Origin of the sequence: Bradyrhizobium tropiciagri, assembly GCF_001189845.1 — a bacterium.
Lineage (GTDB): Bacteria > Pseudomonadota > Alphaproteobacteria > Rhizobiales > Xanthobacteraceae > Bradyrhizobium > Bradyrhizobium tropiciagri.
In genome coordinates this window covers 84,907-98,174 of sequence record NZ_LFLZ01000004.1, presented here as the reverse complement: position 1 = coordinate 98,174, position 13,268 = coordinate 84,907, and the positions used below count along the sequence as shown (strand labels likewise).

The following is a 13,268-nucleotide window of genomic DNA, read 5'->3' as shown; positions in this document are numbered from 1 at the left end:
GGACATTACGAGGTCGGGGAGCCGGTCATGGCTGCGCCTTCGGCGCGCCGCCCGGCTGTTCGCCCCCTGCCGCCGGCGCAGGCGCCGGTCCGGTCTGCCCCTTCTGGTCACGTTCGCTGTGCTCGGGCCGGCCGTTATGCTCGCCGCTCTTGCCCTGTCCGTCCTGCTTGCCGTCCTTGCTCTGGCCCCCGGTTTTGCCATCGGGAGTGCGGCTGCGCTTGCGCGGCGCGAGATCGGCTGCCGGTGGCCCGTCGTCCTTGCCGACGATGACCTTGGCGCCGTCGGCGAGATTGGCAAAGCCGGTCGTGACGACGCGGTCGGATGTGGTCAGCCCGCTGGCGATGACGGCCTCATGCTCGTTCTGCTGCGTGACCGTGACCGGCTTGGCGGTGACGACGTTATCGGCGCCGATCACATAGCTGAACGTGCCGGCTGGACCGCGCTGCACGGCCGAGGTCGGCACCACGATCGCCTGCGGCAGGGTCTCGACCTTGAGCCGCACATTGACGAACTGCCCGGGCCAGAGCTGGTAGCTGGCATTCGGGAGCTCGGCCTTCAGCTTCAGCGTGCCGGTGGTCGGATCGACCTGATTGTCGATGCCGGTGAGCTTGCCGGTGTCGATCACGGTGACGCCGTCATTGCCGAACACGTCGACCGCAAGCTGGCCTTTGGCGGCGGCGGCGTTGACCCGCATGATCTGCTGCTGCGGCAGGCTGAACCACACCGCGATCGGCTGCAGCTGGGTCAGGATCACGAGCCCCGTGGTGTCGGAGGCGTGAATGATGTTGCCCTGGTCGACCTGGCGCAGACCGGCGCGCCCCGCGATCGGAGCAACGATCTTGGTATAGCCGAGCGTGGTGCGCGCATTATCGATCTGGGCCTGGTCGGCCTTGATGATGGCCTGCTGCTGCGCGACCAGCGCGCGCTGCGTGTCGGCCTGCTGCTTGGAGCCCGCGTTGGTGGCAGCGAGCTGCTCATAGCGGGCAAGGTCGATCTTCTGATTGGCGAGCAGCGCTTCGTCCTTGGCCTTCGTGGCCACCGCCTGATCGTATTGCGCCTGGTAGATCGCGGGATCGATCTCGCCGAGCACCTCGTCCTTCTTGACGTCCTGGCCCTCGACGAAATTGACCTTGAGCAGCTTGCCGTCGACCTGCGAGCGCACGGTGACCGTGTTCAGCGCCTTCACCGAGCCGACCCCGTCGAGATAGACCGGCACGTCGTGCACCTGTGGCGTGGCCGCAAGCACCGGTACCGGCAGATCGGGCCGCGCGCCCGCGCCGCGCCCGCCGCCTCCATTTGGCTTGGGCTGGAAGGCGAGCCAGCCGAGATAGCCGAGCCCGCCCAGGATCACGAGCGTGATGAGCAGCGACACCATGCGCCCGAGCACGCGCGAGAGGATGCTCCGCTTGCGCGGCACAGTGCTTTTCTCGTCGTCCCTGTCGTTTTCCTTGGAGTCGGGCTTAAAGAGCATCGACCGGTCTTTCCATCTTCGGTTCCCAGCCGCCCCCCAAGGCCTGATACAGGCTCACGATCGCCAAAAGCCGGGCCAATTGGGCCTGCGAATAGGCATCTTCCGCCTGGAACAGAGTCAGCTGCGTGTTTAACACAGTTACGATGTCGGCGGTGCCGGCCTTGAGCTGCTGCTCGGCCAGGTCGAAAGCGCGCCGCGACGACGACAGCACGTCGCGTTGCAACTGCAGCCGCCGCGTGGTCTCGCGGATCGCGACCAGCGCGTTGTCGACATCGGTGAACGATTGCACGACCGTCTTGCGATAGGTCTGCAGCAGTTCGTCCTGCTTCGCCTTCGCGTTTTCGAAATTGCCGAGGATCCGGCCGCCGTCGAAGATCGGCTGCGTCATGCTGCCGACCAGGTTGAAGAACGCCGCGTGCGGCTGGAACAGAGAGACCAGCGCCTGGCTCTGGTAGCCGCCCGTCCCGGTCAGCTGGATGCTCGGGAAGAACTGCGCCCGCGCGCTGCCGACATTGGCGGTGGCGGATGCGAGCTGTGCCTCCTGCCGGCGGATATCGGGACGCTGGGTGAGCAATTCGGACGGCAGCCCCGGCGTGACGCGCGGGATCGCAACCGAGTTGAGCGAGCCGCCGGCGACGCGCACGCTCTCCGGCGGCCGCGACACCAACACCGCGAGCGCGTTGCTGTTCTGGTCGAGCGTCTGCCGCAGCGGCGGCACCAGCGCACGCTGGTTCGCCAGCACGCTCTCCTGCTGCGCGACGTCGAGATCCGAGCCGGTGCCGGCCTTGAAGCGGTCCTTGATCGCGTTGAGGATCCGCTCGGCGCTGGCGATGTTGCGCTGCGCGGTGCGCAACCGGTCCTGGGTGGCGAGCACCGTGAAATAGGCGTTGGCGACGCTGGTGAGCGTGGTCAGCGCCACCACCTCGCGGTCGAACCGGTTGGCGACGGCGGTCTCCTCCGCCGCCTGCGCGGCGTCGCGATTCTGGCCCCAGAAGTCGAGCTGGTAGCTGGCGCTGAGCGAGGCATTGTAGTTCACCACCTCGCGTCCGCCATTGGTGAGGCCGCTGGCGCTGGAGCCGGAGGTGCGCGAGTAGGTCTCCGATCCATTGAGATTGAGGGTCGGCAGCAGCGCCGCACCGGCCTGCCGCGCCAGCGCGTCGGCCTGGCGGAAGCGCGCCACGGCAGCCGCGATGTCGAGGTTGACGGTCTGCGCCTCCTCCATCAGCTGCGTCAGCTCCTTGGAGCGGAAGCCGCGCCACCAGTCGAGCGTCGGAAGCGCGTCGCCCGATCGGCCAAGCCGCGCGGCCTTGTAGCCCTGCGGCACGTCGAGCGCCGGATCTGGGATGTCCTGGGTCAGGATGCAGCCGGCCGAGCCCGCGACCAGCCCAAGCGCGACGAGCGAGCGTCCCGCCAGCCGTCGCACGCGGACGGCGAGGCCGAACCGGCCTCCAGGCACCATCACGGATGCTTGCTGGGTCACACCCGTTCTCCGCCGGAGCCAGACTTCGCCCATGGCGCACGAGTGACGCGTTCAGCGGTGGTCTGGGTGACGTACACGGGGTAATGCTTTCAATGGAACCTGGCTGTCCCATCCTACCCTTGGGACAATAGGGCGGACAGCCCCTGTCACGAATGCGCGACGTCGCATCGCAAGCGATTCGAGGCCACCCTGATTGCGGGCTTTTCCCTATTTTTACGGCATTTGCGCGCGTTTCAGACCGGTGCCGGAAGTCTCGATTCTAACAAAGATTTCATGGGGATTTCTCGGCCCTGTTGCGCCGAATCCGCAAGATGCGCCAGCACAACGACGCCCTCGCGGCGGCTGACGCAAAACCGCCCGCAGCGGAACGATTCTGCCGGACGTCCCGACCGCCGAAAAACGTTGTTCTCCGCATGCCCGTGATGGCCACGCGCATGCGGTGATGCGTGGTGAACCCGCCATTTGCCGCAGTGCAAAAGCCCTTCCCTTTTTCGATCAGCACACTAGGTTCGCGGCAAGCAAGACACAGACCGGCAAAGAAATTCCCCGACATGGCATTCAACAAAGACGTCATTGAAGCGATCGGCAACACCCCCCTCATCAAGCTGAAGCGTGCATCAGAACTGACCGGCTGCACCATTCTCGGCAAGGCCGAATTCATGAATCCCGGCCAGTCGGTCAAGGATCGCGCCGGCAAGGGGATGATTCTGGAGGCCGAAAAGCGCGGCGATCTGAAGCCCGGCGGCCTGGTGGTCGAATCGACCGCGGGCAATACCGGCATCGGGCTTGCGGTCGTGGCGAGTGCGCGCGGCTACCGCACCCTGATCGTCATTCCGGAGACGCAGAGCCAGGAAAAGAAGGACATGCTGCGGCTATGCGGGGCCGAACTTGTCGAGGCGCCGGCGCTGCCCTACTCCAATCCGAACAATTACCAGCATCTCGGCAAGCGCCTCGCCGAGCAGCTGCGCAAGACCGAGCCGAACGGCGTCCTGTTCGCCGACCAGTGGAACAACCTCGACAATCCCAAGGCGCATTACGACTCGACCGGGCCCGAGATCTGGCAGCAGACCAACGGCAAGGTCGACGGCTTCATCTGCTCGGTCGGCACCGGCGGCACGCTCGCCGGCATCAGCCGTTATCTGAAGGAAAAGAACAAGGACATCGTCACGGCCTGCGCCGATCCGCACGGCTTTGCGATGTACGAACTGTTCAAGAACGGCCAGGTCAAATCGACGCCCGGCGACTCGATCACGGAAGGCATCGGGCTCGGCCGCAAGACGCCTGTCATCGAGACCGCGAATGTCGACGACGCGTTCCTGGTCTCCGACGAGGACGCCGTGACCATCATCTATGAGCTGCTGGAGCACGAAGGCCTGTGCCTCGGCGGCTCGACCGGCGTCAACATCGCCGGCGCGATCCAGCTTGCCAAGCAGCTCGGCCCCGGCAAGACCATCGTCACCATCCTCGCCGATTCCGGCAACCGCTATCAGTCCAAGCTGTTCAACCCGGCCTTCATGCGTTCGAAGAATCTGCCGGTCCCGGAATGGCTGGAAAAGCGCAGCAAGATCGAGCTGCCGTTCGTGTGAGTTGCGAACGTCGCTACAAGCGTCATTGCGAGGAGCGATAGCGACGAAGCAATCCATGCGCTCCACGCGGACATGTGGATTGCTTCGCTCCGCTCGCAATGACGGAAACTGTCACCGCAGAATCTGGCTCAGGAACAGCTTCGACCGCGCATGCTGCGGGTTGGCGAAGAATTCCTGCGGCGTGTTCGACTCGATGATCTGGCCGGCGTCCATGAACACGACGCGGTTGGCGACCTCGCGGGCGAAGCCCATTTCGTGGGTCACGACCAGCATGGTCATGCCTTCTCTGGCGAGGTCGACCATGGTGTCGAGCACCTCCTTGACCATTTCCGGGTCGAGCGCCGAGGTCGGCTCGTCGAACAGCATCACCTTCGGGTTCATGGTCAGCGCGCGCGCGATCGCGACGCGCTGCTGCTGACCGCCCGACATCTGGCCGGGGAACTTGTTGGCCTGATGCGGGATCTTGACCCGCTCGAGGAACTTCATCGCGGTCGCCTCGGCATCCTTCTTCGGGATGTTGCGCACCCAGATCGGGGCCAGCGTGCAATTGTCGAGCACGGTGAGATGCGGGAACAGGTTGAAGCTCTGGAACACCATGCCGACCTCGCGCCGCACCTCATCGACCCGGCGCAGGTTCGGTCCGAGCTCGATGCCGTCGACCACGATCTCGCCCTCCTGGAACTCCTCCAGCGCGTTGATGCAGCGGATCAGGGTCGACTTGCCCGAACCGGACGGACCGCAGATCACGATTCGCTCGCCCTTGCCGACCTCAAGGTTGATGTCGCGCAACACGTGGAAGTCGCCGTACCATTTGTTGAGCGTGGAAATGTTGACGATCGGGGTTGTGGACATGGTGACCTTGTTCAGTGGCGGCGATGAGCGTTGAGCCGATTTTCGACAAACAGCGAGTAGCGCGACATTCCAAAGCAGAACACGAAATAGATCATTCCGGCAAAGGCGAAGCCGGTAAAGGCTGTGGTCGGCGTCGACCAGTTCGGGTCCGAGAACGACGCCCGTAGCGAGCCCAACAGATCGAACAGCGCCACGATCGACACCAGCGAAGTATCCTTGAACAGCGAGATGAAGCTGTTGACGATACCGGGGATGACGTAGCGCAGCGCCTGCGGCAGCACGATCAGCGACGTCGTCTTCCACCAGGACAGGCCGAGCGCCGATGCGGCTTCCGCCTGCCCGCGCGCCACCGCAGCGAGCCCGCCCCTGATCACCTCCGCCATATAGGCGCCGGTAAAGATCGCGACGCCGATCAACGCACGCAGCAGGCCGTCGACGGCGAAATTGCCCGGCACGAACAGCGGCAGCATGTAGGTCGCGAAGAACAGCACCGTGATCAGCGGCACGCCGCGCCAGAATTCGATGAAGGCGATCGAGAAGATCCGGATCAGCGGGATGGTCGAGCGGCGGCCGAGCGCGAGCGCAATCCCGATCGGCATCGAGGCGACGATGCCGGTGATCGCGATCACCAGCGTCACCAGGAGGCCGCCCCACAGCCGCGTGTCGACGATCGGAAAGCCGCCGCGATCGAGCCCCATCAGCTTGATGCCCGCTGCGATCCCGGCAAACGTCAGCAGGCTGCCGATCAGTGCCCTGCCGCCGCTGCGCAGGCCGCCGCCGAGCACAAACAGCACGGCGGAGACGATCACGGCAGTCAGGAGAAAATCGCCCCAGACCGGCACCGACGAGAGCTGCAACTGATCGCGCAGCCAGGTCAGCGGAAAGATCAGCCAATGGATTAGCAAGCCGACGAGGACCAGCAGCTTGCCCAGCACCCACGGCAGCGGGCCGATCGCCGAACTCTTGCTGAGGTTGACCAGCAGGTCGCCGGCGCCGCCAATGCTCTGCTCGAACAGCTGCAACAGGCCGGCAGTCCAGCTCACGCCGAAGCCCGCGATGCCGCCGCCATGCAGCAGGAAAAACGCCACCACAGGAAACGCGAAGAAGAACAGCCCGGAGTTCAGTGCCTTCGCCGGCAGGCGCGGCATCAGCAGCGGCAGCAACAGCGCCGCGCCGAGCCCATAAGTGAGATTGACGCGCCAGCGCTGGGCTTCCGGATAGAAGCCGTAGATCAACTGCGTCAGCTTGGCCTGAATATAGGGCCAGCAGGCGCCGACCTCGTGCCCCGCCTTGTCTGCGAGGCAGGCGGTGCGATCCTTGCCGGTCCAGATCGCGTCGACCAGAAGGAACTTGATGGCCGGGATCACGATGTACCAGGCCAACAAGAGCCCGAGGATCGTGAGCAGGATGTTGCCCGGCGAATTCAACAACCGCATGCGCACGAAGCCGATGAGGCCGGTGGTCTTTGCCGGCGCCGCGCGCTCGGCGACCAGGTCCTGCCGGACAAAGGACGGGGCGGAGAGATCCGTCATGCCGCCATGCTCCGGTTGATGCGCCAGCCATAGACGCTCATCAGCGCGCTCGTCGTCAGCGAGAGCAGCAGGTAGACGCCCATCGTCATGGCGATGATCTCGATCGCCTGCCCGGTCTGGCTCACCGCGGTGCCGGCGAATACCGAGACCAGATCCGGATAGCCAATGGCCACCGCCAGCGACGAATTCTTGGTGAGATTGAGGTACTGGCTGGTCAGCGGCGGCACGATGACGCGCATTGCCTGCGGCACCACGATCAGCCGCAGCGTCGCGGCGCGGCTGAGGCCGAGCGACGAGCCCGCCTCCATCTGTCCCTTGTGCACCGACATGACGCCGGCGCGGACGATCTCGGCGATGAAGGCCCCCGTGTAGGTCGACAACGCGACCGTCAGCGCCACGAATTCGGGGATGATCCGCGCGCCGCCAGCGAAGTTGAAACCCTTCAGCTGCGGCAGCTCGAACTTCAACGGGCCGCCGAAGACCAGCATCGAGACCAGCGGCAGACCGACGAGACAACCCAGCACGTAGGGCCAGATCCGGATCATCTGTCCGCGCTGGAACAGGGCACGCCGCGCGTAGCCCCGCAATCCCAGCGCCAAGACGGTGCCGACCGCGAGCGCGGCGATGAACGGATAGAGCCCCGGCTCGGTGACCGGCTGCGGCACGACCAGGCCGCGATTGTTGAGGAAGAACGTATTGAAGATCGAAATGCTCTGCCGCGGCGCCGGCAGCGCCGCGAGCACCGCGAGATACCAGAACAGGATCTGGAACAGGAGCGGCAAATTCCTGACGATCTCGACATAGAGGCCGCCGATCCGCGCCAGCAGCAAATTGGGCGACAACCGACACAGCGCCACGATGAAGCCGATCACGGTGGCAAACACGATGCCGATCACCGAAACCAGGATCGTATTCAACAGGCCGACAAAGAACACCCGCCAGTAGGTGTCGGAATTGTTGTAGGCGATCAGGCTCTGATTGACGTCAAAGCCTGCGTTGTAGTTGAGAAAGCCGAAGCCCGACGCAATGTGCTGGGTCTCCAGGTTCATGCGCGCATTCGCCACGATCTCATAGGCGATCCAGGCCAGGATCGCGGCGAAGGCAATCTGGGCGGCCAACCCGTTCCAGCCGGCCTTGCCGCCAAGCGCACGCTTCAGCCTGAGGGCAAATTGCAACGGTGGTTTGCGGGGCGCGATGCTCATCGCGGCAGCCGTTGGCCGGGATCGATCAGCGGATCGGCGGCGCGTATTGGATACCGCCCTTGTTCCAGAGGTTGTTGACGCCACGGGCGATGCCGAGCGGCGAGCCGGTGCCGACATTGCGCTCGAAGGTCTCGCCGTAGTTGCCGACCGCCTTCACGATCCGCACCACCCAGTCCTTGGTGAGGCCGAGCTGTTCGCCCAGATTGCCGTCGGTGCCGAGCACCCGCTTCATCTCCGGTTTGTCGGATTTGAGCATCGTGTCGACGTTCTTCTGGGTGATGCCGAGCTCCTCGGCATTGATCATCGCAAACAGCGTCCACTTCACGATATCGAACCACTGGTCGTCGCCGTGGCGCACCATCGGCCCCAGTGGCTCCTTGGAAATGATTTCCGGGAGCACGATGTGATCGGCGGGGTTCGCAAGCTTCAGACGGCTGGCATAGAGTCCGGAGGCGTCGTCGGTGAAGACGTCGCAGCGTCCGGATTCATAGGCCTTGACCGCTTCGTCGATGCTGCCGAACGCGATCACTTCATACTTCATGTTGTTACCCTTGAAGAAGTCGGCGAGGTTCTGCTCCGTGGTGGTTCCGGTCTGCACGCAAACCGAAGCGCTGTTCAGTTCGAGCGCCGAATTGACCTTGAGCGACTTCTTCACCATGAAGCCCTGCCCGTCATAATAGGTCACGCCGGTGAAATTGGCGCCGAGCGAGGTGTCACGCGACACCGTCCAGGTGGTATTGCGCGACAGCACGTCGATCTCGCCGGACTGCAACGCGGTGAAGCGATCCTTGGCCGACAGCGGCACGAACTTGACCTTGGTCGGGTCGTCGAGCACCACGGCGGCGATGGCCCGGCACACGTCGACGTCGATCCCGGTCCAGTTCCCCTTGTCGTCGGGTGCCGAAAAACCGGGCAGGCCCTGGCTGACGCCGCAGGACAGCTGGCCCCGATCCTTGACCGTCTTGAGGGTTTGCGCCGAGGCGCCTGGACCGACAGGGCGGCGGCAGCGGCAAGTATGACAGCCAGGGATACGCGTTTCATGGGCGGGCCTTTCAGGGTCGTCCGTCGGACGTTTGCTTTGTGATCGCCTCGCGTTCACGGGCCATCCCAATGATCCCCTGCAGCAAATAGTGCTGATCGAACCGGCAGTTTGGCGTGCAAACCGGTCAGGCAACGGATCGTAGGTCGCGGCAGGCCCCTCAACGTGCGGCGACGGGTAGTTGCGCCGCATCATATAGCGACTGGCGAGCCGGGTCAAGGGGTTGACGCATGTCTTCTACCTCTTGTTAGTAGCAACTCCCGGCGTGGCCCCGTCTTCCGGCGCGGTACGGCTGCGGCAAAAAGTCTAAAGTCTAACGGCAGCGAACCATGACCTCCTCCGACGGCTCCACGCCCTCCCGCCCGCAAGACGCCGCGACCCGCCTGGTCACGGCCGGCCGCGACACCAAGGCCCAGAAGGGCTTCGTCAATCCGCCGGTGTTTCACGGCTCGACCGTGCTCTATCCGACCGCCGAGGCGCTGCACGCCCATCGCGCCGAATTTACCTATGGCCGCCACGGCAGCCCGACCACGCGGGCGCTGCAGGACGTGCTGATGGCGCTGGAAGGCCCGCAATGCGCCGGCGTCGGCCTCGCCCCGTCGGGACTGGCCGCGATCAGCACCACGCTGCTCGCCGTGCTGAAGGCCGGCGACCACCTGCTGGTCTGCGACAACGCCTATCGGCCAACCCGCAATTTCTGCGACAACGTGCTGAAGCGCTACGGCATCGAGACCAGCTATTTCGATCCGCTGATCGGCGCCGGCATCGAGACGCTGTTCAAGCCGAATACAAGCGCGGTGCTGCTCGAAGCGCCCGGTTCGCAATCCTTCGAGATGCCGGATGTCCGCGCGATATCGGCGGTGGCGCATGCCCGCGGCGCCCTCGTGATCGACGACAACACCTGGGCGACCGCGCTCTATCACCGCTCGCTCGAACAGGGCGTCGACATCAGCATGCAGGCCGGCACAAAGTATATCGGCGGCCACTCCGACATCATGTTCGGCACCATCGCGGCCAATGCGAAGGCCTGGCCGCTGGTTCAGGAGGCGATCCGCCTGCTCGGCGTCTGTGCCGGTCCCGACGACGTCTATCTCGCGCTGCGCGGGGTCCGCACGCTGTCGGTGCGGCTTGCGCAGCACCATCGCTCCGGGCTCGAGATCGCGCGCTGGCTTGGCGCGCGGCCCGAGGTCGATCGGGTGCTGCACCCTGCCCTCGAGACCGATCCGGGGCACGCGATCTGGAAACGCGACTTCACCGGCGCCTCCGGACTGTTCAGCATCGTGCTGAAGCCGGTGCCACAGGCCGCAGTCGATGCGATGCTCGACGCGCTCCAGCTGTTCGGCATGGGCTTTTCCTGGGGCGGCTTCGAGAGCCTCGCCATCCCGTTCGACTGCAGCGACTATCGCACCGCGACCAAATGGGCGCCGGGCGGGCCGACGCTGCGGCTGCATATCGGGCTCGAAAATCTCGACGACCTCAAGGCCGATCTCGATCGTGGATTTGCTGCGTTGAAGGCCGCGCTCTGATCCTGCCACGCGACCTCGCGCGTTAGACGACATTAACCACGGCCGAGCGGCCGTGACGCCGTGTGGGAGCAGCGTCGTACACGTTGGGCGCGTACGATCTCCGGGATTCTGCGGAGATGCGACTGACGCCGATAACTCGCCGTTCACCATCCCCACCAATCCCTTAATTGTCCGGACCTTCCATCAAGTTCCCTTATACTTTTGCGGCCGTAGTGATGCTCCGGGAAGGGCTGTCAGTGCCGTAGGGACGTGACTGCCCGGCGTTAAGGGCATTCAGACAATCGCATGAAGACGGCACGCATCGTGGTCCTCGGCATCGCCGGCGTCGCAGGCCTCGCGGCCATGTATCTCGCGAGCAGCGGCGATCGCAAACCGGCGCCGGTCGCGCCGCCAGTGGTACAACTGCCGACCGTCGAGGTGCTGGTGGCGAAGTCCGACATCGGACTTGGTCAGTCGGTCAAGGCTGAAGACGTGCAATGGCAGCGCTGGCCGGCCGAGACCGCCAGCAGCGCATTCATCCGCCAGGACGCCAATGCCGACGCCATGAAGGACGTCATCGGCTCGATCGCACGGGCTCCCTTCATCGTCGGCGAGCCGATCCGCGACCAGAAACTGGTCAAGGCCAATGGCAGCGGCTTCATGGCCGCGATCCTGCCCTCCGGCATGCGCGCGATCTCCACGGAAATCTCGCCGGAGACCGGCGCCGGCGGCTTCATCCTGCCCAACGATCGCGTCGATGTGATCCTGTCGCGGCGCGACAAGAATCCCGATCAGGTGCAGGGCGGCCGCGACATCATCACCACCGAAATCCTGCTGTCCAATGTTCGCGTGCTGGCGATCGACCAGGCGCCGAAGGAGAAGGACGGCAACAACTCCCTCGTCGGCAAGACCGTGACCCTCGAGCTCAAGCCCGAACAGGCCGAGACGCTCGCGCGCGCGCGGCAGAGCGGCACGCTGGCGCTGGCGCTGCGCAGCATCGCCGACGTCAACGAGAAGACCGACGAGACCAGCGATCATGCCCCGAAGCGGGGCGAGAGCATCAGGGTGGTGCGTTTCGGCATCCCGAGCTCTCAGACGACACAGAAGTGATGGGGGCTTCGATATGACAACGGCTGCAAAACAACTGGCGATGCGGACCACCCTGGTCCGTTCGCTGTCGATCTCGGCGGTCACCGCCCTGATGCTGATCCCTGCCCTCGCCAGCGCGACCGATCCGGACAAGAACGCGGATGTCGCGGTGACGAGCAGCATTGCCGCCAAGACGCGGTTCGTGTCGCTCGGCGTCGGCAAGTCGGTCGTGGTCGACCTGCCGCGCGAGGCCAAGGACGTTCTGGTCGCCGATCCCAAGATCGCCAACGCGGTGATCCGCTCGGCCCAGCGCGCCTACATCATCGGCGCGGCGGTCGGCCAGACCAACGTGGTGTTCTTCGACGCCGAGGGCAACCAGGTCGCCTCCTACGACATCGCGATCAAGCGCGACCTCAACGGCATGCGCGCCGCGCTGAAGCAGATGCTGCCGGGCGTCCAGATCGAGGGCGTCGGCGAAAGCGTGGTGCTGACCGGCACGGTGGCGAGCCCGGTCGAGGCCCAGCAGGCCGGCGACATCGCCGCCAAGCTCGTCGGCAGCCCCGACAAGGTCGTCAACTCCATCGTGGTGCGCGGCCGCGACCAGGTGATGCTGAAGGTCACCGTCGCCGAGGTGCGGCGGGACGTCGTCAAGCAGCTCGGTGTCGATCTCACCGCCAACATGAACTACGGCACTGCCGCGGTGGTCTTCAACAACGCCAACCCCTTCACCGCCAACAACGGGCCGCTCACCGGCAACGTGCTGACCGGCGCGGCCCTGAACAAGCTCGGCGTGCCGACCGTCACCGCGACGCTGCGCGCGATGGAGAGCGCAGGCGTGGTCAAGACGCTCGCCGAGCCGAACCTCACGGCGATCTCCGGCGAGTCCGCGACCTTCGTCTCAGGCGGCGAGTTTCCAATTCCGACCGGCGTGACCTGCCAGACCTCGAGCACGGGCACGATCGGCAATTGCGTCCAGACCGTCAGCTTCAAGAAGTTCGGCATCTCGCTCAACTTCACCCCGGTGGTGCTGTCCGAGGGACGCATCAGCCTGAAGGTGATGACCGAGGTTTCCGAAGTCTCGATGGACAACGCGCTGACCGGCGGCCAGGGCGGCACGACGATTCCCTCGATCAAGACCCGCCGCGCCGACACCACGCTGGAAGTGCCCTCCGGCGGCTCGATCGCGATGGCCGGATTGATCCAGGAGCAGACCAAGCAGGCCATCAATGGCATGCCCGGCGTCGATCAGATCCCGGTGCTCGGACAGCTGTTCCGGAGCCAGGACTTCGTCAACAACGAGACCGAGCTCATGGTCATCGTGACGCCCTACGTGGTGCGCGCGGTTGCGCAGAAGGAATTGTCGCGTCCCGATGACGGCTTCGCACCGGCTTCCGACGCGCAGTCGGCACTGCTGGCGCGCGTCAATCGCATCTACGGCGTTGCCGCCCGTGCCGAGCCGATCGGCGCCACGCCGGTCAATTTCGGCTTCATCATCGACTGAGGCGCGGACCT

9 protein-coding genes and 1 pseudogene are annotated in these 13,268 nt (G+C 65.0%); 4 read left to right on the top strand and 6 right to left on the bottom strand.

Going from position 1 to position 13,268, the window contains the following annotated elements; genetic code table 11:
- Window positions 1-25 precede the first annotated feature (25 nt).
- Together AKN84_RS05135 and AKN84_RS05130 are read right to left on the bottom strand one after the other, a co-directional pair.
- A complete protein-coding gene (locus AKN84_RS05135; protein WP_050419683.1) occupies window positions 26-1,471 on the bottom strand; it encodes an efflux RND transporter periplasmic adaptor subunit in 1,446 nt (481 codons plus the stop codon).
- Window positions 1,461-2,930, bottom strand: coding sequence for an efflux transporter outer membrane subunit (locus AKN84_RS05130; protein ID WP_128970481.1), 1,470 nt, complete (start codon window positions 2,928-2,930; stop codon window positions 1,461-1,463). Before AKN84_RS05130 ends, AKN84_RS05135 begins: the two co-directional genes overlap by 11 nt.
- Window positions 2,931-3,502: 572 nt before the next feature.
- Here AKN84_RS05130 and AKN84_RS05125 point away from each other — a divergent pair.
- Window positions 3,503-4,537 carry a cysteine synthase A gene (locus AKN84_RS05125; protein ID WP_050419682.1) on the top strand — a complete coding sequence of 345 codons (1,035 nt, stop codon included), beginning with the start codon at window positions 3,503-3,505 and terminating at the stop codon, window positions 4,535-4,537.
- Window positions 4,538-4,648: 111 nt separating this feature from the next.
- On the opposite strand, the gene AKN84_RS05120 is transcribed toward AKN84_RS05125, so the two are convergent.
- The 4 genes and pseudogenes from AKN84_RS05120 to AKN84_RS05105 all read right to left on the bottom strand — a co-directional run bounded on the left by AKN84_RS05120 (window position 4,649) and on the right by AKN84_RS05105 (window position 9,164).
- Window positions 4,649-5,389: an amino acid ABC transporter ATP-binding protein gene (locus tag AKN84_RS05120; RefSeq protein ID WP_050419681.1), complete on the bottom strand. Its 741-nt coding sequence runs from the start codon at window positions 5,387-5,389 to the stop codon at window positions 4,649-4,651.
- An 11-nt stretch (window positions 5,390-5,400) separates the two neighbouring features.
- Window positions 5,401-6,921: an amino acid ABC transporter permease gene (locus tag AKN84_RS05115; protein ID WP_050419680.1), complete on the bottom strand. Its 1,521-nt coding sequence runs from the start codon at window positions 6,919-6,921 to the stop codon at window positions 5,401-5,403.
- Window positions 6,918-8,123 carry an amino acid ABC transporter permease gene (locus tag AKN84_RS05110; protein WP_050419679.1) on the bottom strand — a complete coding sequence of 402 codons (1,206 nt, stop codon included), beginning with the start codon at window positions 8,121-8,123 and terminating at the stop codon, window positions 6,918-6,920. Before AKN84_RS05110 ends, AKN84_RS05115 begins: the two co-directional genes overlap by 4 nt.
- 25 nt (window positions 8,124-8,148) lie before the next feature.
- A pseudogene (locus AKN84_RS05105) lies at window positions 8,149-9,164 on the bottom strand (amino acid ABC transporter substrate-binding protein).
- A gap of 327 nt (window positions 9,165-9,491) precedes the next feature.
- On the opposite strand from AKN84_RS05105, the gene metC reads away from it, so the two are divergent.
- From metC to AKN84_RS05090, 3 genes are all read left to right on the top strand, one after another.
- Window positions 9,492-10,688 carry a cystathionine beta-lyase gene (metC, locus tag AKN84_RS05100; protein WP_050419678.1) on the top strand — a complete coding sequence of 399 codons (1,197 nt, stop codon included), beginning with the start codon at window positions 9,492-9,494 and terminating at the stop codon, window positions 10,686-10,688.
- Between the two features lie 285 nt (window positions 10,689-10,973).
- The gene (gene cpaB / locus AKN84_RS05095; RefSeq protein ID WP_050419677.1) at window positions 10,974-11,777 is read left to right on the top strand and encodes a Flp pilus assembly protein CpaB; all 804 of its coding nucleotides are present in this window, start codon (window positions 10,974-10,976) and stop codon (window positions 11,775-11,777) included.
- A gap of 40 nt (window positions 11,778-11,817) precedes the next feature.
- Window positions 11,818-13,257 carry a type II and III secretion system protein family protein gene (locus AKN84_RS05090; protein WP_050419676.1) on the top strand — a complete coding sequence of 480 codons (1,440 nt, stop codon included), beginning with the start codon at window positions 11,818-11,820 and terminating at the stop codon, window positions 13,255-13,257.
- The last annotated feature ends 11 nt before the right edge of the window (window positions 13,258-13,268 follow it).

Bases quoted from the DNA above. Each gene is read 5' to 3' on its own strand.
- AKN84_RS05135 (WP_050419683.1), bottom strand. From the start codon at position 1,471: ATGCTCTTTAAGCCCGACTCCAAGGAAAACGACAGGGACGACGAGAAA.
- AKN84_RS05130 (WP_128970481.1), bottom strand. From the start codon at position 2,930: ATGGTGCCTGGAGGCCGGTTCGGCCTCGCCGTCCGCGTGCGACGGCTG.
- AKN84_RS05125 (WP_050419682.1), top strand. From the start codon at position 3,503: ATGGCATTCAACAAAGACGTCATTGAAGCGATCGGCAACACCCCCCTC.
- AKN84_RS05120 (WP_050419681.1), bottom strand. From the start codon at position 5,389: ATGTCCACAACCCCGATCGTCAACATTTCCACGCTCAACAAATGGTAC.
- AKN84_RS05115 (WP_050419680.1), bottom strand. From the start codon at position 6,921: ATGACGGATCTCTCCGCCCCGTCCTTTGTCCGGCAGGACCTGGTCGCC.
- AKN84_RS05110 (WP_050419679.1), bottom strand. From the start codon at position 8,123: ATGAGCATCGCGCCCCGCAAACCACCGTTGCAATTTGCCCTCAGGCTG.
- metC (WP_050419678.1), top strand. From the start codon at position 9,492: ATGACCTCCTCCGACGGCTCCACGCCCTCCCGCCCGCAAGACGCCGCG.
- cpaB (WP_050419677.1), top strand. From the start codon at position 10,974: ATGAAGACGGCACGCATCGTGGTCCTCGGCATCGCCGGCGTCGCAGGC.
- AKN84_RS05090 (WP_050419676.1), top strand. From the start codon at position 11,818: ATGCGGACCACCCTGGTCCGTTCGCTGTCGATCTCGGCGGTCACCGCC.